21 protein-coding genes are annotated in these 25,097 nt (G+C 67.5%); 18 read left to right on the top strand and 3 right to left on the bottom strand.

The genetic code is table 11. From position 1 onward, the window contains the following. Positions 1 to 181 precede the first annotated feature (181 nt). From HPS01S_RS16480 to tolA, 15 genes are all read left to right on the top strand, one after another. Complete coding sequence (locus HPS01S_RS16480) at positions 182 to 748, top strand: GspH/FimT family pseudopilin (protein WP_066158419.1); 567 nt, start codon at positions 182 to 184, stop codon at positions 746 to 748. Between the two features lie 14 nt (positions 749 to 762). Continuing rightward, a complete protein-coding gene (gene pilV / locus HPS01S_RS16475; protein WP_165961725.1) occupies positions 763 to 1,377 on the top strand; it encodes a type IV pilus modification protein PilV in 615 nt (204 codons plus the stop codon). A 2-nt stretch (positions 1,378 to 1,379) separates the two neighbouring features. Beyond that, positions 1,380 to 2,471, top strand: a complete 1,092-nt coding sequence (locus HPS01S_RS16470) for a PilW family protein (RefSeq protein ID WP_079367216.1) — start codon at positions 1,380 to 1,382, stop codon at positions 2,469 to 2,471. Between the two features lie 17 nt (positions 2,472 to 2,488). Continuing rightward, the gene (locus HPS01S_RS16465; protein ID WP_157576394.1) at positions 2,489 to 3,091 is read left to right on the top strand and encodes a pilus assembly PilX family protein; all 603 of its coding nucleotides are present in this window, start codon (positions 2,489 to 2,491) and stop codon (positions 3,089 to 3,091) included. A 44-nt stretch (positions 3,092 to 3,135) separates the two neighbouring features. Further along, the gene (locus HPS01S_RS16460) at positions 3,136 to 7,455 is read left to right on the top strand and encodes a pilus assembly protein (RefSeq protein ID WP_157576390.1); all 4,320 of its coding nucleotides are present in this window, start codon (positions 3,136 to 3,138) and stop codon (positions 7,453 to 7,455) included. 16 nt (positions 7,456 to 7,471) lie between these two features. Then, positions 7,472 to 7,957 carry a type IV pilin protein gene (locus HPS01S_RS16455; RefSeq protein ID WP_066158409.1) on the top strand — a complete coding sequence of 162 codons (486 nt, stop codon included), beginning with the start codon at positions 7,472 to 7,474 and terminating at the stop codon, positions 7,955 to 7,957. 4 nt (positions 7,958 to 7,961) lie between these two features. Then, the gene (gene ribD, locus HPS01S_RS16450) at positions 7,962 to 9,107 is read left to right on the top strand and encodes a bifunctional diaminohydroxyphosphoribosylaminopyrimidine deaminase/5-amino-6-(5-phosphoribosylamino)uracil reductase RibD (protein WP_066158407.1); all 1,146 of its coding nucleotides are present in this window, start codon (positions 7,962 to 7,964) and stop codon (positions 9,105 to 9,107) included. A 67-nt stretch (positions 9,108 to 9,174) separates the two neighbouring features. Continuing rightward, on the top strand, positions 9,175 to 9,807 hold the full coding sequence (locus HPS01S_RS16445) for a riboflavin synthase (protein ID WP_066158405.1): 633 nt from the start codon (positions 9,175 to 9,177) through the stop codon (positions 9,805 to 9,807). A gap of 22 nt (positions 9,808 to 9,829) precedes the next feature. Continuing rightward, complete coding sequence (gene ribH, locus HPS01S_RS16440) at positions 9,830 to 10,294, top strand: 6,7-dimethyl-8-ribityllumazine synthase (RefSeq protein ID WP_066158403.1); 465 nt, start codon at positions 9,830 to 9,832, stop codon at positions 10,292 to 10,294. A gap of 5 nt (positions 10,295 to 10,299) precedes the next feature. Continuing rightward, positions 10,300 to 10,797, top strand: coding sequence for a transcription antitermination factor NusB (nusB, locus tag HPS01S_RS16435; RefSeq protein ID WP_066158401.1), 498 nt, complete (start codon positions 10,300 to 10,302; stop codon positions 10,795 to 10,797). Positions 10,798 to 10,814: 17 nt separating this feature from the next. After that, complete coding sequence (locus HPS01S_RS16430; protein WP_066158482.1) at positions 10,815 to 12,035, top strand: pyridoxal phosphate-dependent aminotransferase; 1,221 nt, start codon at positions 10,815 to 10,817, stop codon at positions 12,033 to 12,035. After that, positions 12,032 to 12,469, top strand: coding sequence for a tol-pal system-associated acyl-CoA thioesterase (ybgC, locus tag HPS01S_RS16425; protein WP_066261355.1), 438 nt, complete (start codon positions 12,032 to 12,034; stop codon positions 12,467 to 12,469). Before HPS01S_RS16430 ends, ybgC begins: the two co-directional genes overlap by 4 nt. 32 nt (positions 12,470 to 12,501) lie before the next feature. Then, complete coding sequence (tolQ, locus tag HPS01S_RS16420) at positions 12,502 to 13,206, top strand: protein TolQ (protein WP_066158399.1); 705 nt, start codon at positions 12,502 to 12,504, stop codon at positions 13,204 to 13,206. 2 nt (positions 13,207 to 13,208) lie between these two features. Next, positions 13,209 to 13,658 carry a biopolymer transporter ExbD gene (locus tag HPS01S_RS16415; protein WP_066158396.1) on the top strand — a complete coding sequence of 150 codons (450 nt, stop codon included), beginning with the start codon at positions 13,209 to 13,211 and terminating at the stop codon, positions 13,656 to 13,658. A gap of 10 nt (positions 13,659 to 13,668) precedes the next feature. Next, positions 13,669 to 14,586: a cell envelope integrity protein TolA gene (tolA, locus tag HPS01S_RS16410; protein WP_066158393.1), complete on the top strand. Its 918-nt coding sequence runs from the start codon at positions 13,669 to 13,671 to the stop codon at positions 14,584 to 14,586. Positions 14,587 to 14,593: 7 nt separating this feature from the next. Here the strand turns inward: tolA and HPS01S_RS16405 are convergent, their stop codons facing one another. The 3 genes from HPS01S_RS16405 to HPS01S_RS16395 all read right to left on the bottom strand — a co-directional run bounded on the left by HPS01S_RS16405 (position 14,594) and on the right by HPS01S_RS16395 (position 21,223). Continuing rightward, positions 14,594 to 16,819, bottom strand: coding sequence for an ATP-binding protein (locus HPS01S_RS16405; protein WP_066158391.1), 2,226 nt, complete (start codon positions 16,817 to 16,819; stop codon positions 14,594 to 14,596). A 111-nt stretch (positions 16,820 to 16,930) separates the two neighbouring features. Then, positions 16,931 to 20,500: a DNA polymerase III subunit alpha gene (dnaE, locus tag HPS01S_RS16400; RefSeq protein WP_066158389.1), complete on the bottom strand. Its 3,570-nt coding sequence runs from the start codon at positions 20,498 to 20,500 to the stop codon at positions 16,931 to 16,933. Between the two features lie 36 nt (positions 20,501 to 20,536). Then, entirely contained in the window at positions 20,537 to 21,223 is a 687-nt protein-coding gene (locus tag HPS01S_RS16395) for a COG4648 family protein (protein WP_066158388.1), read from the bottom strand. A gap of 136 nt (positions 21,224 to 21,359) precedes the next feature. Between HPS01S_RS16395 and HPS01S_RS16390 the strand changes: the two genes are divergently transcribed. The 3 genes from HPS01S_RS16390 (at position 21,360) to HPS01S_RS16380 (ending at position 25,064) form a co-directional block, all read left to right on the top strand. Further along, positions 21,360 to 22,565 carry a beta-ketoacyl-ACP synthase gene (locus HPS01S_RS16390; RefSeq protein WP_066158479.1) on the top strand — a complete coding sequence of 402 codons (1,206 nt, stop codon included), beginning with the start codon at positions 21,360 to 21,362 and terminating at the stop codon, positions 22,563 to 22,565. After that, positions 22,562 to 23,359 carry a beta-ketoacyl synthase chain length factor gene (locus HPS01S_RS16385; RefSeq protein ID WP_066158387.1) on the top strand — a complete coding sequence of 266 codons (798 nt, stop codon included), beginning with the start codon at positions 22,562 to 22,564 and terminating at the stop codon, positions 23,357 to 23,359. Before HPS01S_RS16390 ends, HPS01S_RS16385 begins: the two co-directional genes overlap by 4 nt. A gap of 61 nt (positions 23,360 to 23,420) precedes the next feature. Then, the gene (locus HPS01S_RS16380) at positions 23,421 to 25,064 is read left to right on the top strand and encodes an NAD(P)/FAD-dependent oxidoreductase (protein WP_066158385.1); all 1,644 of its coding nucleotides are present in this window, start codon (positions 23,421 to 23,423) and stop codon (positions 25,062 to 25,064) included. Positions 25,065 to 25,097 lie beyond the last annotated feature (33 nt).

Below are 25,097 nucleotides of genomic sequence, written 5' to 3'. Positions count from 1 at the left end.
GACACAGAGTAGACGGCGTCAGGGCGGCAGCGATCTGTCGGTGGTGTGTGTGGCGACCCAAAGCGACAACTGCGTGAGAAATGAATGCTTTTTGCCGCTGAGCACGCCAAACACGACCGCGCGTCAGGGCGCGCAGAAGACCCTCGAAAGCGGGCGATACATTGCAGTACGGAGCTGCAAATTGAACCACCTGCCCTCACCCCTGACGCCTTCTGCCAGACAGCACGGATTCACGCTGGTGGAGTTGGTCGTGACCATCGCGCTGCTGGCCATCCTCACCACCCTGGCGGCACCCAGCTTCAGTGAGGTGCTGCGCCAGTGGCGGCGCGACAGCGCCACCCGCGAGTTGTCTTCCACCCTGCAGCTGGCGCGATCCGAATCCATCAAGTCCTCCCGTCAGATCGTGGTCTGCCCGAGTACCGACGGAGAGTCCTGCGCTGACGGCACCGAGTGGAACACCGGCTGGATCGTGTTCGTCGATGACGGGGCGGGCACGCTGGCCAACGCGGGCAACCAGGTGGTCAACACCGATGAGCGCATTCTCAAGGTCGTGTCAGCCCAGTCTGGTGTGGCATCGATCACCAGTTCGGGAGGGGTGGAATGGATGCAATTCCTTCCAAACGGGTTGATGGGCTCAGCCACCACCACCCTGACGGTCACACCTTCCGGTGCGAACGCCAATACCAAGGTGGACAAGGTCACCGTCTCCCGCGTGGGGCGCGTGTCTGTTGCGACCGAGCTCCCATGACAAGCAAGGCCTTCATGAACATCTCCGTGACCAAGTCCGTTGCACCCCGCCACCACCGGGGTGCCAGCATGATCGAGGTGCTGGTGGCCATCCTGCTGGTGTCGGTGGGGCTGCTGGGCATCGCAGGGCTTTCTGGCGCCACCTTCAGTTACAACAAGGCATCGCAAATGCGGCTCACTGGCATCGCATTGGTCAATGACCTGGCCGACCGTGCCCGCGTCAATGTGCACGGATATGACCGCCAGGGCTATGACATTGAACTGAGTGACAACTTTGAAAGCACACCGGTCGAAGTCGACGACACCAACCTCGACCTGGACCCTGCCGTTTCCGCCAATGCAGAAAGCGTTGCCGATGCCCTCGCTGCTGCAGACGTTGACCAGTTCTTGCGTACGGTCCGCAGCCGCCTGCCGCAAGGCGATGCGGTGGTGATGAGCCGGCGGGATGCAAACGCGCGCGATCTGGATGTGTGGCTGTTGTGGAAGGAAGCCGCCACGGCGGAGGGGGACGAAGACGATGACCGGGGCGACTTCTCCCTCTTCGACGCTGGAAAGGGCAACTGCCCGGACAACCTCAGCACAGCCGACAAAGCGGAATACAGCTGCATGTACTTCAAGGTGGGGCTGTGAACATGAACTCAAAAAATCACCTTCACCCGTCTAGACGCAGCCAGCGAGGCCTGAGCCTGGTCGAGCTGATGATTGCGCTGACCATCGGTCTCTTTCTCATGGGCGCTGTGGGCATCATCTATGTGAACACCGCAACCACTTCCCGCGGCAGCACGCTCGAGTCCCAGATGAACGAGGACGCGGCGCTGGCGCTGGAGTTGCTGCAGCAGCAGATTCGCCTGACCGGGTTTTCCAACGTGGAAGCGTCGGGAGACCGGCGCTTCCCCGGGCAAGCGGTGCGGGGCTGCGATGGTGGATTCACTGACTACGATGCTGCCTTTGCCGACTTGGCGTGCAATGCGGATGGCGACGGCCCGGATGCCCTGGCCGTGAGGTACGAGGCCACGCTGCTTAACAGCCAGACAGCGCAAGATGCTGGTGGAGTTGCTCGACCAGGAAACTGCGCGCACGAGGCCATCGAGCCTTGGGACGCGACAGGCACAGAAGGCGCGCGGGCCGGTGTGACCAGCATGAACCTGGCCGACAACCGCTACTACATTGCCAATGACGCGGCCAATGAAAACACCCCCACGCTGTACTGCCAGGGCCGTACCGGTGCAGGATTTGGCAACGCCACCGCCCTGATCCCGAACATCGAAGACATGCAGGTGCAGTACGCCGTCACGGCATTCCCCACCGTGGGAGACCCCCTGCCTCACCAGGTGGCGGGATATGCCAACGCAAACGAAGAAACGGACGCAACGGATGCAAGCCCGCGGTTTCCTGCCCTGGAGGACCTGGCGATTCCCGCGGGCACCCCTGCAGACATCAACAACTGGTCCCGGGTCGCGGCGGTGCGCATCTGCCTGCTCGCACGCAGTGCACGACCTGTTCCGACCGGAGACAACCCCGTCGGCACCGCCAACGCCGATGGCACCACGTTGACGGCTGGTCTCGGCACCTACGTCGACTGCAAAGGCGATTCTCGAACCGCCACCGACCGTTTCGTCCGCCGCGCATACGTGACCACCATCCAGCTTCGAAACATGCGGCCCGGCCTGCCTCGCGACTTCGAGGAGGGTGGCAACCCGTGGCAGTACATGTACGACAACTGACGCCCGAGAACCTCACCATGCGCTGTCATACACCCATACCCAAGAACGGCTCGGAACGCGGGGTCGTGCTTCCGATTGCGCTGATCATGCTGGTGATCATCTCGTTTGCGGGCCTGCTCGCGGCCCGCAACTCGGCCACCTTCGAGCAGTTCTCCAACAACATGCGCACCAACCAGGTGGCGCGCACATCCGCGGAAGACGCCTTGCGCCAATGCGAGCGCATCGCGCGTGCCAGTGTGGAAGACAACGCGGCGTTTGCGGCGGTCGTGGGCCGGATCGAAGCCGGTACTGTGATCTCTGCAGACACCGAGGAAGCCATCAGTGACGGCATCTGGAACACCCGCGCCAACTGGGCCGAAGGTGCCGCCAACCTGATCACCGTCACGCCCGAATTCGGTGACGACGTCCAGTCCGGGGCCCAGCTCAAAGAAGCCAACTACCCCACCTGCATCATCCAGGCCATGGTCAACGACCGCTTCCTGATCACGGCGCGCGGCTTGTCCAACGACGCACAGGTTGACGATGACAGCGGACTGCTGACCGCCGGATCCGAGGTCTGGCTGCAGTCCATCCTGACACCCCTTGTTCCGACGCTCAGCGACAAAGGCGGCGCCCAGTGATGCCGCACAACACCCTATACCAACAGCATTCCAGTGAGGTGTCCATGAACTCCCCTGTCACAAATCGGCGCGCACGCCGCCTGCTCTGGTCGGCCGCCCTCGGGGCGGTGCTGCTGCCTGCCATGCAAGTCTGGGCCCAGCCAGCGAACCGGCCGCTGCTGACCAACCAGTCGGGCGCCAAGCCTAACCTGATGGTGGCACTGGACAACTCGGGGTCCATGGCGTTCACCTACCACGAGAGCTACAACATCACGGACGATATCGAGGATGTGCAGGTTCGGGTGTGCCCGAGTCCGTACTCGAACGTGAACTCCACCAACGCCACCACCTTCAACGCAGGTATCGGCGGAGATGCGGTCTACAGCGGCGGCACCAACACCTGCTACCGACGTTACTGGGATGGGTCTCGGTGGCGGACCCAGGCACTCACAAATGTGTCTGTGGCAGCGGTTCCCGCCCGCATGTACATGAACTGGTCCGCACAGCGCTCGGCCGACGCCAACCCGATCTACTACAACCCGCGCGTGCGCTACCTGCCACGTGTAGACGGCAGCGGCGCAATCGTGAGCCCACGCGATCCGCTGCTCCCAGCAACGGTTCCGGCCTCGGAGAGAGGGTTGACCTACAACGTGGTCTGGGTATCGAACCAGAACTCCGCGGACTTCCGCTATACGGTCTACCAGCGCGATACGTCTCCCAACGACTATCGCATTTACCACTCGATGTATGCGGACAACGCCGCATCGCCTCCCTCGGGCAGTGCCGCCACCCGCAACTCGCAAGGCCACGTCAACAGGCTGGCCCCTTCTGGATTCACATCCCGCTACAACCTCTCGTACTCGCTGCGAATTCCGCAGCACATCGCCTACACAGCAGCACCGACTGCCGGCCCGACGACCACCTTCAGCTACGCCTACTGCACCAACGTGGTCACCAATGCGCAGGGGCAGGAAACAGGGTGCGCAGCCCGGACAAGGGTCGATGTGAGGCTCGGGGACACCGCCACCTACACCATCCCGACCCCCAACACCCGCACGGACTGCACGGCCAGCGTCTGCACCAACGCCCAGGAGGTCGCCAACATTCTGAACTGGTACCGCTGGTACAGCACGCGGCAACTGGCCACCAGCACGGCCATCGGTCTCGCACTCGCGGACACCGATGCCACCGGCGCACTCAACATTCCGTCCAAATTCGACAATGAGTTGCGAATCGGGTACATGCCGATCAACCAGCGGTACGACGGCCCGCTGACGCTCCCGCCCGGTTCCGGCGCTCCGGTGACGCTCTCGCGAGGGGTGCGGATGCTCAACCGGGGGTCGACCGCCAACACCGAGCTTTTCAGCTGGCTCAACACCATGGTGTCACAGGGGGGGACGCCACTGCACTACGCCGTTGAACGGGCCGCGGCTTACTACAGCATGCAGGCTGGCGTGACAGAGAACCCATGGCGCACCGACCCGACCGACTCGAGCAGCCCTGAGATGAGCTGCCGCCGTTCCTTCAACCTGCTGTTCTCAGATGGTGGCTGGACGTCTGGCTCCCCGTGGGGACCCACTTCTGCCGGTCCTGACTACGACAACACCAACGGCCCCTCGTTCTCCCGGACCAGGGCTGATGGCTCCACGGAATCGTTCCGCTACTTCTCCAGCGGCATCAACACGGTGGCCGGCCGCATGAAGTACGTGCCCTTCCCTAGCACGGGCACTGGCGGCCTGGCCGACCTCACCGCCCGCTATTACTGGCACACGGACATGCGTACCGGGCTGGACAACAACATCCAGGACCGCAACGGCCAACCCACGTTCTGGCAGAACATGGCGACCTACACCGTGGGCTACCTGATTCAGCCCTCCAGAGATGTCACTGGCACCGGACTGAGCTTCAGCCAGATCGACCAGTACCGCACGAATTACACGCTCAATGGCCCCGGGGGTACTACTGTTTTTCCATCGTTTCCGGTCGGTGATCTGCTGAGCAGCGACACGCAGACCCGGGTGGACGACTTCATCCACGCCGGCTATACGGGGGGCGCCCGTTCGTTCAGTGCCAAGACGGCCGACGACGTCAAGTCCATCTTCAACACCATCCTGGCTGAAATCCTGAGCGCGTCTGGCAAGGACGCCGGTGTGTCCGTCAACACCGGTGGTGGCGACAACAGCACGCTGGCCGGCCGCCTCAAGTACACGGTGTCCTACCGCACCATGGACAACTCCGGCGACATCCTGGCACGCGAACTGGCTGCCGATGGCAGAGAGACGGGCGTGACCGAATGGTCGGCCAATCAGCAGATGCCCAGCCCCGCTGCCCGCCGTGTGTTCACCATGCACGACCGGAACCAGCCCGTCGACTTCCTGGGCACGTTCAGTGGACTGCAAAGCGACATTCAGAGTGCCCTGGCCACCGGCCCTGACGCGGGGCGTATCCGCAGCGATGCCAGCTTCATCAACTACCTGCGCGGCGACAACTCGGCACTGGACAGCTACGGGATGCTCTTCAGGCAACGCGAGTCGAAGATCGCCGCCATGGTCAACCCGCCCGCCGTGTTCATGGGCGATGCCCGGGACTATGCCTACGATCAGGACGGCAGTGGCGGCGTCGACGGGCGCGGCAGCTATGTGGACTACACGAACCGCAAACGCGGTTACCCCAAGTCGCTGTTCGTGGCCACCAACGCGGGCACCATGCACGCTTTCTCTGCAAACGCGGGCACCGAACTGGCCGCCATCATGCCGCGCCGCAGCCTGCGGCGCATGCTCAACTTCGCGGCCGAACCGTACACATTCGAGTACGTGCTGGATGGCCCGATCACCGAGAACGACATCTTCGACCGCCGCAAAGCCAACGCGGATGGACTCACCGAAGCCAACGAATGGCGGGCGTGGCGCCATCTGGCCGTCGGCACCGGCGGTCGCGGCGAGAAGCTGGTCTACGCGGTCAACTCGCCCATCAAACCCGGCGTGACGCCGAACCGCATCCCCGACAGGGAAGACTTCCTGTGGGAGACCGGACCGGACCTGATCGACAACGCGGATGGCAGCGATGTCACGGTCGGCTACATGTCCAATGCGGCCCGCAGCGGTCAGACAGAAGACCTGTCTGACGCGACCAACGCCCGGCGTGGCCGGTGGATCGTGGCGGTCAACAACGGCCACTACAACGGCGAGCCCAACGGCGAGAAGAACGGCCTTGTCGTGCTGGACGCCGTGACTGGCGAGGTCATCCGGACCATTCCGCTGCCCAGCGGCTACTCGGCCGGAGACGGCCTCAGCGGCGTGACGCTGCTGCGCAGCTATGGCACCAACACGCGGGTCGTGGCCGCCTACGCTGGCGATGCGAACGGCCAGCTGTGGAAATTCAACCTGTCCGGGGACCCCTCCACCTGGCACGTGGAACACGGTCGTCCCCTGTTCACCGTGCCGGGCAACCGCCCGATCTACGGGCACCCGGCCTGGCAGGCCCATGAGGCAGGAGGCTTCATCGTGGTGTTCGCCACCGGCATCATGTTGCAGGACGAGCACCTGGAAGACCTGGGTCAGCAGACCATCTACGGCATCTGGGACCGACAGACCATCGACGGCACCATGCTCGCCGGAGAGTCCTTCACGCCGGTCAGTGACACGCAGCTGGAGGAACGCACCGTCATTCCGGCGTCGCGAGCCTCCAATGGTAGTTTCTTCTACTACGCGATCAGCGGCGATGCCATCGACTGGGAAACCCAGCGCGGATGGTTCATCCACATGAACAACGTCCACCAGGAGGACAACGCGCTGCGGGGTGGGGAACGCTCCATCGCCGACGTGCAGAACTTCGGGCGAAGCGTGATCATCACGTCCACGGTGCTGCGTCCGCCACCTGAAGGCGAAATGTGCACGATCGCCGACCTTCCTGCCAACTATGTGTACATCGTGAACGCCCAGAGTGCCTCGCCCGAACTCAGTCGTTCGTTCGACATCGATGGCGACGGCCGGCTGGATGCCTGGGATTCGAACAGCGATTCACGGGTCGACGCTGGCTACGCCGTGGCCTATGCGCCCCAAGGGGGATTCACCAGAGGCATTTCGGTGACTCGTTTCCGGACCCGGGCCGATGGCACAGCCCTGCCCGACGACCCGGCCTCCGACGTCGGCAGCAGCAGCGATCCGCAGGTCGCCGAAACGGTGAATGAACGCTTGGAAAAGGCGGCGCACGAGGCTGCAGGCGAATCGATGCTGAACGGAAGTGGCCCTGGCCGCCCCGTGTGCCGTACTCAGCGAGGCGTCGTCGTCGGCACCGGCGAAACGCCTCTGCTCGGTGGGGTCTACTGCCCAGCTACCGGCTGGAGCCGCACGCAGTTCCAGCTCAGCGCACCGCCTAGCAACTGATCTGAGTGTTCCCAGCATGAACAACACACGCACCCACACCGCCTGCCACAGACCACAAAGCGGCTTCACCTTGATCGAGGTGATGATCGTCGTGGCCATCATCGGCATCCTGGCCGCGATCGGCTACCCGTCGTACCAGGAGCAGGTGGCCAAATCCAGAAGGGCCGATGCCCAGCGGGCGCTGATGGAGGCCGAGCAGTACATGCGGCGGTTTTTCAGTGCCCAGGACACGTTTGAGGGCGCATCCTTGCCCGACGGGCTGGCCACCTCGCCGCGCCCCGGGTCTGGACCGGCGGCCTACAACATCCAGTTGATCGAAGACGGCGATGCCGTGGACACCACCACGGACGCGTCGGCGTCCTCGTTCACCTTGCGTGCCGAGCGCACGGGCAGCATGACCAATGACCGTTGCGGTGACCTCACCATCACCAACACCGGTGTCAAAACCTTGAGCAACAACGCATCTGGCACCACCGTTGCCGATTGCTTCAAGGGCTCCTGATCACATGCCGCTGGACCAAGGGTCGCTTTCAGAGGCCCTCCGACTGGCTCAGCAGTCCCTGACGCTGTCCAACCCCAACCCCCGCGTTGGGTGCGTGATCCTCTCGGCCGATGGCCGAGAGATCGGGCGTGGCCACACCCAGCAAGCGGGGAGCCCACACGCCGAGGTAGTGGCACTGCGAGATGCCGCGCAACGCGGCGATTCCACCCGGGGCGCGACGGCACACGTCACCCTGGAGCCCTGCTCCCACCATGGCCGCACTCCGCCTTGCTGCGATGCGCTGATCGCAGCCGGCGTGACCAAGGTGGTGGTCGCCACAGGCGATCCGAACCCGAAAGTGGCCGGAAGGGGCTTGGAGTGTCTTCGCGCCGCGGGCATCGAGGTAGAACTTCTGCCGGCAGACCACCCGGTCGCCCTCGCCACGCGCGAACTGAACATCGGCTTCTTCAGCCGCATGATCCGGGGCACCCCCTGGGTGCGCATGAAGGCCGCGATGTCGCTGGATGGCGTGACCGCCCTGGGCAATGGTGTCAGCCAGTGGATCACCGGAGAAGCGGCCCGTGCAGACGGCCACGCCTGGCGCGCGCGCGCCTGCGCGGTGCTGACGGGCATCGGCACCGTGCTGGAGGACGACCCCATGCTGGATGTGCGGCAGCTGCCGGCGCCCCGGCAGCCCCATCTGGTGGTTGTCGACAGCAAGCTCGAAACCCCGCCCGCCGCCCGCCTGTTCCAGGCCCCGGCGCAGGGCCACACGCGCAAGATCTTCATCTACTGCGCCGTCCCCGATGCCAGCCGGCAGGCCGCCCTGGAACAGGGGGGCGCCACCGTCATCACCCTGCCCGGGCCCGGCGGCAAGGTCGATCTGGCGGCCATGTTGCGCGACCTGGCCACCCGGGAGGTGAACGAGCTGCACCTGGAAGCCGGCCACAAGCTCAATGGCTCCTTCATCCGCGAAGGTCTGGTCGACGAGTTCCTGCTGTACCTGGCCCCCCAGCTGCTGGGCGCCGGCGGGTCGGGGCTGGCCAACTGGGGCCCCCTGCAGTCGCTGGACCAGCGCCTGCCCCTGCGGTTCACGGGGGTGGAGCCGGTGGGTGACGACCTGCGCATCCTGGCTCGGGTGCAGGGCCGGGACCATTTCCTGCACGCCTGAGGCCTGCAAACACCCGGCCTTTTGGCGACACGCGCGGCGCCGGGCCAAACCCTGCGAAAATACGCGGATGTTTACCGGCATCATCACCGGTGTGGGTCGCATCGCCGACCTTCACCCCCTGGGCAGCTCTTTGGACCACGGCAGGCGCCTGACGATCGAGGCGCCACCGGGCTACCTCGACGACGTCGCCCTGGGCGACAGCATCGCCCACAACGGCGCCTGCATGACCGTCACGACCCTCGACGCCGCCGCCTCCCGCTTCACCATCGACGTCTCGGCGGAATCGCTCTCCAAGACCACCGGGCTGGCCGAAGCCGGTCACCGGGTCAATCTCGAAAAGGCTTTGCGGGCGAACGACCGGCTGGGCGGCCACATCGTGTCGGGCCACGTCGATGGCGTCGGGCAGGTCACCCATTTCGAGCGCGTGGGCGAGAGCTGGGAGCTGCGCGTGCTCGCGCCGCCGGCCCTGGCCAAATACCTCGCCTACAAAGGCTCGATCACGATCAATGGCGTGAGCCTGACCGTGAACCGCATCGAAGACCGCCCGGATGGCTGCGAGTTCAGCATCAACCTGATTCCGCACACCGTCCAGAACACCACCCTGGGCGACTTGCGCGCTGGCAGCGCAGTGAACCTGGAAATCGACACCGTGGCACGTTATGTCGAGCGCATGCTCGGCGCAGCGCCCTCCCAGAACTGACCCCCACCCAAGAAAGACCCCCATGTTTGGCGCAGACAAAGGCAGCACCAGCCTGCTCGACGGCAAGAAGCTCTCCATCGGCATCGTCCAGGCCCGCTTCAACGAAGGCATCACCAACGCGCTGTTCGAGGCGTGCCACGCCGAGCTGCTCGCGCTGGGCGTGCAGGAAAAGCACATCACCCGCGTGACGGTGCCCGGCGCCCTGGAGGTGTCCATCGCCCTGCAGGCCATGGCCGAGCAGGACGAGTACGACGCCCTGATCGCGCTGGGCTGCATCATCCGCGGCGAGACCTACCACTTCGAACTGGTCGCCAATGAGTCGGGCGCTGGCGTCAGCCGGGTCTCGCTGGACACCCACACCCCCATCGCCAACGCCATCCTCACCACCGAGAACCTGGAACAGGCCGTGGCCCGCCAGACCGAAAAGGGCCGCGATGCGGCGCGCGTGGCCGTCGAGATGGCCCATGTGCTGGAGCAGATCGGTTGAACTCTATGAACGACCAGAGCCCCATCAAACCGCGCAAGGCGGCCGACAAGTCGGCGCGCACCCGGGCGCGGGAGTTCGCGCTGCAGGCGCTCTACCAGCACCTCGTCGGCCGCAACACCGCCAGCGACATCGACAGCTTCACCCGCGACCTCTCGGGTTTCCACAAGTCCGACAGCGCCCACTACGACGCGCTGCTGCACGGCTGTGTCGAACAGGCCGAGGCGCTGGACGCCCTGGTGACGCCCCTGCTGGATCGGCCGATGGCCGAGATCTCGCCGATCGAGCACGGGGTGCTGTGGATCGGTGCATACGAGCTCCAGCACTGCCTGGACGTGCCGCTGCGCGTCGTGATCAACGAGTGCGTCGAACTGGCCAAGTCCTTCGGTGGCACCGATGGCCACAAGTACGTCAACGGAGTGCTCCACCAGCTTGGCGCCCGGTTGCGCCCGCTCGAAGCCGCCGCGGCGCCAGCCGGCTCGCGCAAGTCTTCCAAGGCGGAATGACGTTGCGCCCGGACCCTTTGCGCCTGTCCAGCCGTGCCCGGCGCGTCGAACCTTTCTATGTGATGGAACTGGCCAAGGCCGCGGCCGACATGGCGCGGCTGGCCCGCCCGGGTGACCGGCCGATGATCTACCTGAACATCGGCGAGCCGGATTTCACCGCGCCGCCCCCGGTGCAGGCCGCGGCCGAACGCGCGATCCGCGATGGCCGCAGCCAGTACACGCCGGCCACCGGCCTGCCCGCTCTGCGCGAGGCCATCAGCGGCTGGTACGCCAGCCGCTTTGGTCTGGACATCGACCCGGCCCGCATCGTGGTGACGGCCGGCGCGTCCGCCGCACTGCAACTGGCCTGCCTGGCGCTGATCGAGGCCGGCGACGAGGTGCTGATGCCCGACCCGTGCTATCCCTGCAACCGCCAGTTCGTGCAGGCGGCCGAGGGCACGCCGGTGCTGATCCCGTCCGGCCCCGAAGACCGCTTCCAGCTCAGCGCCGACCACGTGGCCTCGGCCTGGGGTGAGGCCACGCGCGGCGTGCTGCTGGCCTCGCCGTCCAACCCAACCGGCACCTCCATCGCCCGCGCCGAGCTGGAGCGCATCGCCCGCTTCGTGCGCGAAAAGGGCGGCGTCACCCTGATCGACGAGATCTACCTGGGCCTGTCCTACGACGAGGCCTACGGCCACAGCGCGCTGGGACTGCCCGACGGTCTGGGCGACGAGGTGATCAGCGTCAACAGCTTCTCCAAGTACTTCAACATGACCGGCTGGCGCCTGGGCTGGCTGGTGCTGCCGCCCGCGCTGGTGCCGGCGGTGGAGCGGCTGGCCCAGAACCTCTTCATCTGCGCCAGCACGGTCGCCCAGCATGCGGCGCTGGCCTGCTTCGAACGCGAGAGCCTGGCCGAGTACGAACGCCGTCGCGCCGAGTTCAAGGCGCGGCGCGACTTCTTCATCCCCGCGCTCGACCGCCTGGGCCTGCCGGTCCCGGTGATGCCCGACGGCGCGTTCTACGCCTGGGCCGATGTCTCCACGCTGTGCAACCGCTGGGGCCTGAAGGCACCGGACGGACGGCCTGAGGAAGGTGGCAGCTGGGCGCTGGCCTTCGAGCTGATGCGCCGCTGCCAGCTGGCCACCACACCCGGGCGCGACTTCGGTCTGGCCGACCCCGGCCGCTACCTGCGCTTCTCCACCGCCAATGCCCTGCCCCAGTTGCAGGAAGCGGTGCACCGGCTGGAGGCCGCGCTGTGAGCCCTGTGGACACGACCTTCAGATGGCCGGTGCGCATCTACTGGGAAGACACCGATGCCGGCGGCATCGTCTTCTACGCCAACTACCTCAAGTTCTTCGAGCGCGCGCGCACCGAGTGGCTGCGCCACCTGGGTGTGGAGCAGCAGAAGCTGCGCGAGCAGGTGGGCGGCATGTTCGTGGTGACGGGCACGCAGCTGCGCTACCACCGCCCGGCGCGGCTCGACGATTTGCTCACTGTTACCGCCCGCGTGACGGAACCGGGCCGGGCCTCGCTCACAATCGAGCAGACCGCCTCGCTGCAGCCCGCCGACGGCTCGGCACCGATCCTGCTTTGCGAAGGCAGCATCCGCATCGGCTGGGTCGATGCGGTGCAGCTTCGACCCCAGCGCATCCCGGCGGCCGTGCTGCAGGCACTCGCACCCGGGAACCAATGACCCTCTGACCCGACTCCAAGTCTTCCATCGACATGTCCCAAGATCTTTCCATCGTCCAGTTGATGCTCAACGCGAGCTGGGTCGTGCAGGCCGTGGTGGTGCTGCTGGTCCTCATGTCCGTGATCAGCTGGGCGGCCATCTTCCGCAAGGTGTTCACCCTCAAGCGAGTCAACCGCCACAACGAGTCCTTCGAGAAGGAGTTCTGGTCGGGCACCAACCTGAACGACCTCTACTCGGCCGCTGCCCAGAGCGCGCGCCACGGCGGCCCGATGGAGCGCATCTTCGCCAGTGGCATGCGCGAATACCACAAGCTGCGCGAGCGCCGCATCACCGACGCTGGCGCCCTGCTCGACGGTGCGCGCCGCGCCATGCGGGCGAGCTTCCAGCGGGAACTCGACGTGCTGGAAACCAACCTCTCCTTCCTGGGCACCGTCGGCTCGGTGGCCCCGTATGTGGGCCTGTTCGGCACGGTCTGGGGCATCATGCACGCCTTCACCGGCCTGGCCGCGCTGGCCCAGGTGACGCTGGCCACGGTGGCGCCCGGCATCGCCGAGGCCCTGGTGGCGACCGCCATCGGCCTGTTCGCCGCGATTCCGGCGGTGGTGGCCTACAACCGCTTTGCGACCGACATCGACCGCGTCGCCAACCGCATGGAGACCTTCATGGAAGAGTTCTCCAACATCCTGCACCGCAACCTGGGCCAGCAGCCCAGCCAGGCCACGCCGTCGGGACACTGAACATGGCCGCTGTCTCATCGCGGGGCCGCACCCGCCGCACCAAGAACGAGATCAACATGGTCCCGTTCATCGACGTGATGCTGGTGCTGCTGATCATCTTCATGGTGACCGCGCCGCTCATCTCTCCCAGCCAGATCAGCCTGCCCAGCGTGGGCCAGGCCGATGCGCAGCCCAAGAGCTTCGTTCAGGTCGTGATCAGCAAGGACGAAACCATCCAGGTGCGCCTGGGCACGGCGAGCAAGGGCGGCCAGGGCATCAAGCTGCCGCAGCTGGCCGGCGAGGTCCGCAAGCTGCAGGGCACCGCAGCCGAAGCGGGCACCCCGGCCGACGCCGTGCCGGTGGTCATCAGCGCCGACAAGGACATCAAGTACGACACCGTGGTGAAGACCATGGACACGCTCAAGCGCGCGGGCGTCGACCGCGTGGGCCTGGCGGTCCAGGCCAGCCGCTGAACGCCCGGACATGCAGATCATCACCGACGCCATCGACTTCAAGCCGCCGCGCTCCGGCCGCTGGGGAACGCCGCTGGCGCTGGCCCTGGGCGCGCACGTGCTGCTGATGGCGGCCCTGACCTGGGGAGTGCACTGGAAACAGGACGAACCGCCAGTGGCGTTCGAAGCCGAGATCTGGTCGGCCCTGCCGCGCGAGGCCGCGCCCCGTGCGGTGGAGCCTCCCCCGCCGCCGCCACCCGAACCGGAGCCCCGGCCGGAGCCCAAACCCGAACCGAAGCCGGAACCCAAGCCCGAGCCACCACCGCCCCAGCCGGCGGTGAAGCAGCCGGACATCGCGACCGAGAAGGCCAAGCAGAAGAAGCTGGAAGAAGAGAAGCGGCGCGAGCTGGAAGAGGCCAAGAAGGAAAAAGCAGCCAAGGAGAAGGCCGAGCGCGAGAAGAAAGAAAAGGAACTGGCCGAGAAGAAGAAGGCCGACGACCTCAAGAAGAAGGAACTCGCCGAAAAGAAGAAAAAGCAGGACCAGGAGCGCAGGGAGGCCGAGCGCCGCCAGAACGAGCTGGCCGACAGGATGCGTCGCGACCAGATCGCCCGCATGATGGGCCAGGCGGGCGCCAGCGGCGGTCCCGAAGCCCGCGGCTCGGCCCAACAATCGAGCGGACCGTCGTCGGGCTACGCAGGCCGGGTCCGGGCCAAGGTCAGTCCCAACATCCGCTACACGGAAGACTTCCCGCGCTCCCTGCGCACCGAAATCGAGGTGCGCGCGCTGTCCGACGGCACCATCACCTCGCGGCGCGTGGTCGACAGCAGCGGCAACCCGGCCTGGGACGAGGCCGCCCTGAAGGCCATCGACCGGACCGGTTCTCTGCCACGCGATGTCGATGGCCGGGTTCCCTCGCCCATCATCATCGTGGTCCGCCCGACAGACTGACCCGCGTTCATGGCGGGGTCGCCGAGGCCTCTTCCGGCAACGACAGCCCCTGCAGCACCCGGTCCAGTTCGGTGGGGTCCACCGGCTTGTGCAGCACCGAAGCAAACAGCGTCTTGAGCAGGCCGGCATCGACCTCGTCGACATGACCACTCATCAGCACCACGGGCGGCGGCGCGCTGGTGGCCCGGATCCGCTGGGCCAGACCCACCCCGTCCAGACGGGGCATGGACTGGTCGGTCAGCACCACATCGAAGTGCTTGCCCGTCTGCGAGAACTGGCTCCAGGCCTCTTCGCCGTCGCGTGAGCGGGTGACCTGCCAGCCCTTGCGCTCCAGCAGCGCGGCCCAGGCGTGGCGCACCGACTGGTCGTCGTCCACAAACAGCAGCTGTCGCCCCTTGCCTGGCCCGCCCGGGGTGGTGACGGAGGCCACCGCTTCGTCGCGCCGGCTGGCGGGCAGACACAGCACAAAGCACGCACCCTCCGGGCTGTTGACCAGGCCCAGCGATCCATGGTGCCGGGCCATGATGCCCTGCGCCACCGAGAGACCCAGTCCGGTGCCCCTGCCCTTGGCCTTGGTGGTGAAGAAGGGGTCGAACACCCGGTCCACGTGCTCGGGCGGTATGCCCGGCCCATGGTCGCGCACCCGCAGCACCAGATAGCGCCCGTCGGGGAGACCGGTGGCACCGGCGGGCAGTTCGTGGCCACGCTTCGATGGCAGCTCGGCCGAGCCCAGCGTGAGATCGATGCGCCCCTGCCCTTTCATGGCATCGGCCGCGTTGATCAGCAGGTTCACCAGCACCTGCTGCAGCTGTGTGGGGTCGGCATCGACCTCGTCGTCGTCGACCTCGTAATGCACCACCAGCTCGCAGTCGCGGGTCAGGCCGGCAGAGACCATGACCTTCGTCTCCTCGATCAGCGCCGCCCAGTGCAGCCGCCGCAGCCGGGGTGCAGACTGCCGGCCGAAGGCCAGCAGCTGGCGCATCAACCCGTCGGCGTATCGCGTCGACTTGAGTGCCTGCTGCAGGGCCTCGTGGCTCGGGTGCGCGCTGTCCAGGTCTTCGCTGGCCAGGCGGATCCAGCCCGTGATGGCCGCCAGCGAGTTGTTGAAATCGTGTGCGATGCCGCCGGTCAGCCGCCCCAATGCCTCGGTCTTCTGCGACTGCATGAGCTGCACCTGCAAGGCCTCCTGCTGCACATGCGCCTCGCGCTGCGCCTGGGCATCGGAGCGGACGCGGCCCAGCAGGGCATTCACGCCCTCGGCCAACTGGGTGAGTTCGTCGTCACCGCCCACCTGGACCTCGTGGCCCGCGGTGGGACCGTCGACCGTGATGCGGTTCACATCGTGGTGCAGCTTCTGCAGGCGGCGCAGCACCAGACGATCCAGCAGCAGCACCAGCACCACGCTGGCGAGCAAGCCGGCGAGCCCCGACAGCCCCATGCCCTTCCAGGTCAGCACCCGGCCCTGTTCTTCAAGGGAGCGGTCCAGCCCCAGCACCAGTTCCGCGACCGGCCGGCCCTGGTGGTCCTTCAGCACCGCGTGCAGGTCGGCATGCTGATCGTCGACCGGCTCAAGGTGCAGGTCCTGTCCGCGGTGATCGGGTGTGTCGAACGACAGGGTCGCTGGCGTCATCAGCACTTCGGAGAAACGCGCCAGCTCGGCCTGGTCGAAACGGCGGACCATGACGATGGCCCCGACAGCGGGCTCCCGGGTGACGCCGGGCCGTTGCACCGAGGCCACGGCCACCATGTCCAGCTGGCCGTCGGCGACGCGAAGGGTCTGGAACGAGTGCAGAGGATCGGCGGAGGCCAGCACCTCCTGCGCCAGAGGTCTGAGCGGCTCGATGCGAGTGGCCGGCACCGCCACCTTGCGCCCCTGATCGTCCACGGTGACGCTGGTGACCAGCCCGCCCTTGGCATCGAACACCGCCACTTCGGAGATGCGCAGATACCCCAGGTTGCCGACGTCGAAGTTGTCGTCCATGAACTCGGGTTTGCGCCCCTGCAGGAAGTCGACCGCGTCCACCCACTGGGCGTAGTCGCGGTTGGTGGCGCTGAGGGCCTGCACCTGCTGGTCGAGCACCCGCCGCGCCCGCTCGCCTTCGCGCTGGGCACGGTCGGTTTCGAGCTGTGCGAACGACTCTCCGACGATGTAACGGGCGCCCAGCATGGCTGAGCCGGCGGCGAGCCCGACGATGGCAAACACCAGCGCCCAGGCTTTGTATTGCAGTTTCATGGTTGTCGAACTCATCGGCGCAGCCAGTGCCGACTTGAACACCGAGACCCGTCCCAGCGTGACAGGATTGACAACCCTGGGGGGTTTTTGCCGCAGAGGGCCGTTCTGCGGTCAGTCGAACACGATCTCGGCGCGCCGCTCGTGGGCCTGTGCCATCCAGCTGGCCAGCGCCGCATCGGTCGGGAAAAACAGCGCCCGGTCGTCCAGCTGCAGCTCGCAGCGCGCGCCGGCGCGCTCGATCATCAGCCGCACCCCCAGCCCACGGACCAGCTCGCCCTGCTCGGTTTCTTCGCGCCGGGGCGGGAAGTCCCGCACCAGCTGGGCAATGGCCGGTGCGTGGCCGTTGACCGCCACGCGCAGGTACTTGCCGAAACGGCAGCGGGCGGCTGCCAGATCCCAGATCTGCTGGATCTTCAGCCGCAGCCCGCCCGAGAAACGGTCGGGCTGCACGGTCGCCTGCACGACCAGCAGCTCGTCGTCCTTGAGAATGTGGCGGTACTGGTTGATCAGGTGTTCGTCGGCACTGACCTCCAGCACGCCGCTCTTGTCGTCGAGCTTGAAGAAGGCGAGCTTGCCGCGCTGTCCGTTGATGACGCGGAAGTCCGAGACGATGCCGGCCAGGATCACCGGGTCGCGGCTTTCCTTCACGTCGGCCAGCGGCGTGCGGGCAAAGCGCCGCACCTCGCGCTCGACCTCGTCGAACAAATGGCCTGAGAAGTAGAAGCCGATGGCGGTCTTCTCGTGCGTCAGGCGCTCCTTGACGCCCCAGGGCGTGGTGGTCTCGTAGGCCGGCTCCTGCGTGCTGGAGCCATGGTCGTCGCCACCCAGCATGTCGAACAGGCCACCCTGGTGGGCGTTGGCCTGCGTCGCGGCCGCGTATTCGAAGGCCACGTCCAGCGAGGCCAGCAGCTCGGCCCGGTTGAGGTTGAGCGCGTCGAAGGCGCCGGCCTTGATCAGCGCTTCCACCGTGCGCTTGTTGATGCGCTGGCGGTCCACCCGCAGGCAGAAGTTGAACAGGCTGGTGAACGGGCCTTTCTCGTCGCCGTTCGGGCCTTCGCCGCGCCCTTCGCGCGCCGCGACGATGGCTTCGATGGCCTGCTGGCCCGTGCCCTTGACGGCCCCCAGGCCGTAGCGGATGAGCTTGTCGGTGACCGGTTCGAAACGGTAGCCGCCGCGGTTCACATCGGGCGGCTCGAAGCCCATGCCCATCTTGCGCGCGTCCTCCCACAACACCTTGAGCTTGTCGGTGTCGTCCATTTCCACCGTCATGTTGGCGCAGAAGAACTCGGCGGTGTAGTGCACCTTGAGCCAGGCCGTGTGGTACGCCAGCAGCGAGTAGGCGGCGGCGTGCGACTTGTTGAAGCCGTAGCCGGCGAACTTCTCCATCAGGTCGAAGACCTCGTCGGCCTTGTCCTGCGGAATGCCGTGGGTGGCCAGGGCACCGGCGCGGAACTTCTCGCGGTGCTCGGCCATTTCCTCGGCCTTTTTCTTGCCCATGGCGCGGCGCAGCAGGTCGGCGCCGCCGAGCGAGTAGCCGCCCAGGATCTGGGCGGTCTGCATCACCTGCTCCTGGTAGACCATGATCCCGTAGGTCTCGCTGAGCATCTCGGCCACCGCCGGGTGCGGATAGTCCACCGCTTCGCGCCCGTGCTTGCGCGCCACGAAGCTGGGAATCAGGTCCATCGGGCCCGGGCGGTACAGCGCGTTCAGGGCGATCAGGTCTTCCAGCCGGCTGGGCTTGGCGTCGCGCAGCATGCCCTGCATGCCGCGGCTTTCAAACTGGAACACGGCCTCGGTCTGGCCCTTTGAGAACAGCGCGTACACCGCCTTGTCGTCCAGCGGCACGTCCTCGAAGCGGAAGTTCTCCTGGCCCTTGTGGCGCTTCATGATGAACTCGCGCGCGATCTCCAGGATGGTCAGCGTGGCCAGGCCCAGGAAGTCGAACTTCACCAGACCGATGGCTTCGACGTCGTCCTTGTCGTACTGGCTCACCGCCGACTCGCTGCCCGGCTGCTGGTAGAGCGGGCAGAAATCGGTCAGCTTGCCCGGCGCGATCAGCACGCCACCGGCGTGCATGCCGATGTTGCGGGTCATGCCCTCGAGCTTCTGCGCCAGCTCGATCAGGGTCCTGACGTCCTCTTCCTTCTCGATGCGCTCCGCCAGGATGGGCTCCATCTCGATGGCGTAGTTGTTCTTGTCGCCCTCCTTCTTGGGCACCGGCGGGTACTGCAGCGTCACGCTCATGCCCGGCTTGTTGGGGATGAGCTTGGAGATGCCGTCGCAGAAGCCGTAGGAGAAGTCGAGCACCCGGCCCACGTCGCGGATGGCCGCGCGCGCGGCCATGGTGCCGAAGGTGGCGATCTGGCTCACCGCGTCCTTGCCGTAGCGGTCCTTCACGTAGTCGATCACCCGGTCGCGGTTGGACTGGCAGAAGTCGATGTCGAAGTCGGGCATGGAGACCCGCTCCGGGTTCAGGAAGCGCTCGAACAGCAGGTTGTACTGCAGCGGGTCGAGGTCGGTGATGAGCAGCGCGTAGGCCACCAGCGAGCCGGCCCCGGAACCCCGGCCCGGCCCCACCGGGCAGCCGTTTTCCTTGGCCCACTTGATGAAGTCCGACACGATCAGGAAGTAGCCCGGAAACCCCATCTTCAGGATGGTGTTGAGCTCGAACTCCAGCCGCTCGACGTAGCGCGGGCGCTGCTCCTCGCGCTTGGCCTCGTCGGGGAACAGGTGCTTCAGACGCCCTTCCAGTCCCTCGTAGGACACGTGGCGGAAGTACTCCTCCACCGACATGATGCGACCGTCCACCGGCGGGATCGGGAAGTTCGGCAGCTGCGGCTTGCCCAGCACCAGGGTCAGGTTGCAGCGCTTGGCAATCTCCAGCGTGTTGGCGATGGCCGAGGGGATGTCGGCGAACAGCGCTTCCATCTGCGCCGACGACTTGAAGTACTGCTCGCGGGTGAAGCGGCGCACGCGCCGGTTGTTGGCCAGGATCTCGCCCTCGGCGATGCAGACGCGCGCCTCGTGCGCCTCGTAGTCGTCCTCGGCCAGGAACTGCACCGGGTGCGTCGCCACCACCGGCAGGTGCAGGCGCGCGGCGAGCTGCACCGCGGCGATCACATGGCGCTCGTCGTCGGCACGGCCCGCGCGCTGCAGCTCGATGTAGAACCGGTGCGGGAACAGGCTGGCCAGCTGCAGCGCCAGGCCGGCCGCGCGCTGGGCATCGCCCTGCACCAGGGCCTGCCCGACCGGGCCGGCCTGCGCGCCGGAGAGCATCAGAAGGCCGGCGTTGAGTTCCTCCAGCCATTCGCGCTGCACCACCGCGCCGGCCCGGCCGTCGCTGCGCGTCCAGGCGCGGGCGAGCAGCTCGCTGAGGTTGAGGTAGCCCTGCTTGTCCTGCACCAGCAGGATCACGCGCGGCGCCGGCGGCTGGTGGGCACCGGGCATGGCACCCGGCGTTTCGTCGGTGAAGCCGGCCAGCGACACCTCGGCCCCCAGCACCGGCTTGACGCCGGCCCCGCGGGCGGCCTTGTAGAACTTGACCGCACCGAACAGGTTGTTGAGGTCGGTGATCGCCAGCGCGGGCTGGCCGTCGGCCTGCGCCGCGGCCACAGCGTCGTCGATGCGGTTGGTGCCGTCGACGACGGAAAACTCGGTGTGCAGGCGCAGGTGGATGAACATCGGTGCAAACGGCCCGCGGGTGGCGGGCGGAAAAAATCAGGGCGCCTTGTCGGCGTTGTGCGCCTTCCAGGCGCGGATGGCGTCGGCGATGGTGGCCTTGTCCTCGCCGGCCAGCGCGTGGCGGCGCCAGAGGAATTCGCCCAGGAACATCAGGCCGATCAGCGGGCCGCCCAGCAGGTAGGCGAAGGTCGACCAGACCGGCGTGGGTGCCCACAGGAACAGCGCCACCGACACCAGGGCCATGACCAGGAAAAACACGCTCCAGGCGATGGTGACTCCCCGGGTGTAGACCAGTTGCCGGGCCGACAGCACCCCGCCGTGGACCAGCCGCGCCATCTGGGTCACCAGCGACTCGCCCGGCCCCCGCAGGGTGCGGCCGAACACCACCGCCATCAATATATAGACGCCGGTCTGGTCCAGAAAGAACAGCAGCGGCACGCGGGCGGTGAGCCAGGGCCAGGCGCCGACCAGCAGCACCGCCATCAGGGCCAGGCCCGTCAGGCCCAGCCAGCGCGCCGGCAGGCTCCACAGGCCCAGCACCAGGGCCGTGACCACCGGCGCCAGCGCCAGGGCCGCGCCCCAGCCGGAGGGTTCGCTCTGCCCGGCCGCCATGTGCGAGGCCACGGCCCAGGCCACCGCCACCAGGGCCGCTGCCAAGCCTTTGATCCAGGGCCAAATGGAAGAGGCCGCCGGCGGGGGCAGTTCGGTCGACGAAGGGGGCATGGGGTGGGGGGTGCGCGCCAGCAGGCGCCTTACAGGACAGAGAGACGATTTTACCGGGGGGTGGCCTGTCCGCAGCCCCCGCTTCGCTACCTACAATGCCCGCCACCACCCCACCCACCCACCGATCACCGTGCCCATTCCTCCGCTTCGCGTCCAAGCCTTCACCGCCGTGTCGGCCCTGGGCGACGGTCAGGCGGCGATGCGGGACGCCATTGCGCAAGGCCGCAGCGGCCTGCGCCCGCTCGGACCGCACGACTTCGGCGCCGCCCCGATGGCCGAACCCCTGGCCACCTGCGTCGGCCGCGTCGACGGGCTGGAGCAGCCCCTGCCGGCGCGCTGGGCGCACTGGGACTGCCGCAACAACCGGCTGGCCTGGCGGGGCCTGCAGGCGGACGGTTTTGCCGACGCGGTCCGCGCTGCGGTGCGGCGCCACGGGGCCGGCCGCGTGGCCCTGGTGCTCGGCTCGTCCACCGCCAGCATCGGCGCCACCGAGGACGCCTACCAGGCGCTCGACGCGACCGGCGTGTTCCCGCCCCAGCCCGACAACCCGGCGTTGCACACCTTGCATTCGCTCACCGGTTTTGCGCAGGAGGCGCTGGGCCTGCAGGGTCCGGCGCTCACGGTGTCCACCGCCTGCTCGTCGAGTGCCAAGGTCTTTGCCGCCGCGGAGCGCCTGATCCGCCTGGGGCTGGCCGACGCGGCGGTCGTGGGCGGGGTCGACAGCCTGTGCGGCAGCGTGCTGTTCGGCTTCCATGCGCTGCAGCTGGTCTCGCCCGAACCCTGCCGGCCCTTCGACGAGGCGCGCCGGGGCATCAGCATCGGCGAAGCCGCGGCCTTTGCCCTGCTCGAACGCGGCGCCGGTGGCCTGCAGCTGCTGGGCCACGGCGAGTCCAGCGACGCCCACCATCTGTCCGCCCCCGACCCCGACGGCGCGGGTGCCGAGGCCGCGCTGGACCAGGCGCTGGCCCGCGCGGGGCTGGGCACCGGCGACATCGGCTTCGTGCACCTGCACGGCACCGCCACGCCCAAGAACGACGAGGTCGAGGCGCGGCTGATCGGGCGGCGCTTTTCCCCTGGCACACCGGTCAGCTCCACCAAGGGCATGACCGGCCACACCCTGGGCGCGGCCGGCGCCCTGGGCGCGGTCTTCAGCCTGCTGGCGCTGGAGCACGGCCTGCTGCCCGGCACGGTAAACACCCGCGACCCCGAGGCGGGCATTCGGAGCCGCCTGCTGCTGGCGCCGCGGGAACAGCGGGTGCGCGCAGTGGCCAGCCACGCATTTGCCTTCGGCGGCAGCAACTGCGTGCTGGTGTTCGGTCGCGCCGACGGAGCGGATTCATGAGCCGGTTCAGCGCCCACATCGACGGCCTCGCGCTCTGGTCACCCACCCTGCCGGGCTGGACGGCTGCACGTTCCGCGCTGCGGGGCGAGGCCGCTCCGGCGGACCCGCCGCTGCCGATTCCACCGCCCAGCCAGCTGCCACCGGCCGAGCGGCGCCGGGCACCGCAGACCGTGGCGCTGGCGCTGGCCGCCGCCCACGAAGCGGTGGCCGCCTGTGGCCACGACCCCGCGCAACTGCTGGCGGTGTTTGCCTCGGCCCACGGCGACCTGCCCGTGATCGACGAGCTGTGCCGCACCCTGGTGCACACACCCACCCTGGTGTCGCCCACCCGGTTCCTGCACTCGATCCACAACGCGCCCGCCGGGTTCTGGAGCATGCTCACCCGCAACAGCCAGAGCAACACCGCGGTCAGCGGCGCCGCGCACAGCTTCGCCCACGGCCTGCTGGAAGCGCTGGTGCAGTGCCAGGCCGAGCAGCGGCCGGTGCTGTACGTGGCCTACGACACCGCCGCCGTCGGCGCCCTGACCAACACCACCCGCAGCCAGGGCGCACTGGCCGTGGCGCTGGTGCTGGCGCCGCAGGCCGGGCCGGCCCGCACCGCGCGGCTGGACTGGCAACTGCGCCCCGGCGCCACCGAGCCGCCGGCCGCCCGCAGCCCCGCCGCGCAGGCGCTGGGCCGCAACGCCATGGCGCCCGCCCTGCCCCTGTTCGAGGCCCTGGCCGCCGCGCAACCGGCGCGGCTCGTCTGGCCGCTGTCGGCCCACCAGTCGCTGGACCTGCGCATCGCCCCCTGAACCCCTCGGTTTCCCCGTTCCGCAGGCCGCCACAACGAAGCAATGCGGCGATACTGCCGCCATGAATCCGCAACACCCTCCCCGCGACGTCGTCATCCTCGGTGGTGGACTGGCCGGCCTGACGCTGGCCCTGCAGCTGCGACAGAGAGAGCCCGACCTGGACATCCTGGTGCTGGAGCGCCGCGCAGGCCCGGCGCCCGAAGCCGCCCACAAGGTGGGTGAATCGACGGTCGAGGTCGGTGCGCACTACTTCGACAAGGTCCTGGGGCTGGGCGATCACCTGCGCGAGCGCCACCTGCGCAAGTTCGGTTTCCGCTTCTTCTTCTCCGAAGGCCGGCGCGACCTGGACCAGGTGACCGAGATCGGCGCCAGCCGCCACCTCTCCGTGCCCAGCTACCAGATCGACCGCGGCATCTTCGAGAACTTCCTGGTCGAAGAGGCCCGCCGCCGCGGCATCGAGGTGATCGAGGGCTCCATGGTGCGGCAGATCCACCTGGCCGAGTCGTCCGCCGACCCGGCCGCCCTGCACCGGGTGGGCTACTCGCTGGGCACATCGCCACACGAGGTGGACAGCCGCTGGGTGGTCGACGCCTGCGGCCGCGCCGGCCTGATCAAGCGCAAGCTCGGTCTGGCGGAGCCGAACAACCACGCCGCCCACGCGATCTGGTTCCGGATCAAGGACCGCATCGAGATCGACCGCTGGACCGACAACGCCGAGTGGCGCGGGCGCTGCGACCCGCCGGCGCGCTGGCTCTCGACCAACCACCTGGTCGGTGCGGGCTACTGGGTCTGGCTGATCCCGCTGTCTTCGGGCTCGCACTCGGTCGGCATCGTGGCCGACCCGGCGATCCACCCGCTGGACACCATGGACACCTTCGAGAAGGCCATGGACTGGTTCCAGACCTACCAGCCGCTGCTGTTCGACGAGCTGGACGGCAAGCGCCACCTGCTGCAGGACTTCGCCTTCTTCAAGCGCTTCTCCTACGGCTGCAAGCAGGTCTATTCGGCCGACCGCTGGGCGCTGACCGGCGAGGCCGGGCTGTTCCTCGACCCCTTCTATTCACCAGGCAGCGACTTCATCGCCATCAGCAACACATACATCACCGAGCTGGTCAGCATGGACCGGCGCGGCGAGCGCCTGGGCGCGCGGGTGCAGGTGTTCGACCAGCTGCTGCACTCGTTCTACGAGAGCACGCTGGCGCTCTACCAGGACCAGTACCCGATCTTCGGCGACCCCGAGGTGCTGCCGGTCAAGGTGATCTGGGACTACACCTACTACTGGGGCGTGCTGGCGCAGTTCGTCTTCCACGACCGGCTGGCCGACCTGTCGTCGCTGGCCGCACTGCGCACCGAGCTGGCCCAGTGCCAGGCGCTCAACCGAGCGGTGCAGGACTTCCTGCGCGCCTGGTCGGTGGTCAGCGAGAAGCGCAACCCCGCGGTGATGCTGGACCAGGCCACCCTGCCCTGGTTCGCCGAACTCAACCGCAGCCTCAACGACACACTGGACGCCGCCGGCTTCGTGGCCCGCATCCGTGCGTCCAACGCCCAGTTGCACACGCTGGCCGGGCAGATCCTCGGTCGCGCCCTGGCCGACCATCCGGGGCTCGACACCGGCGCGCTGGGCCGGCTGGTGGCGCCCGACCCGGCCGCCAATGACCCGGCCCGCGCCCTGCTGCCGGGCCGGCTGCCCGAGCCGGTCGGCTGAGGGCGACGGACTATGATGCGGGGCTTCCGCCGG

This window comes from Hydrogenophaga pseudoflava NBRC 102511 (assembly GCF_001592285.1).
Lineage (GTDB): Bacteria > Pseudomonadota > Gammaproteobacteria > Burkholderiales > Burkholderiaceae_C > Hydrogenophaga > Hydrogenophaga pseudoflava.
This window is presented reverse-complemented; position numbering and strand designations above follow the sequence as displayed.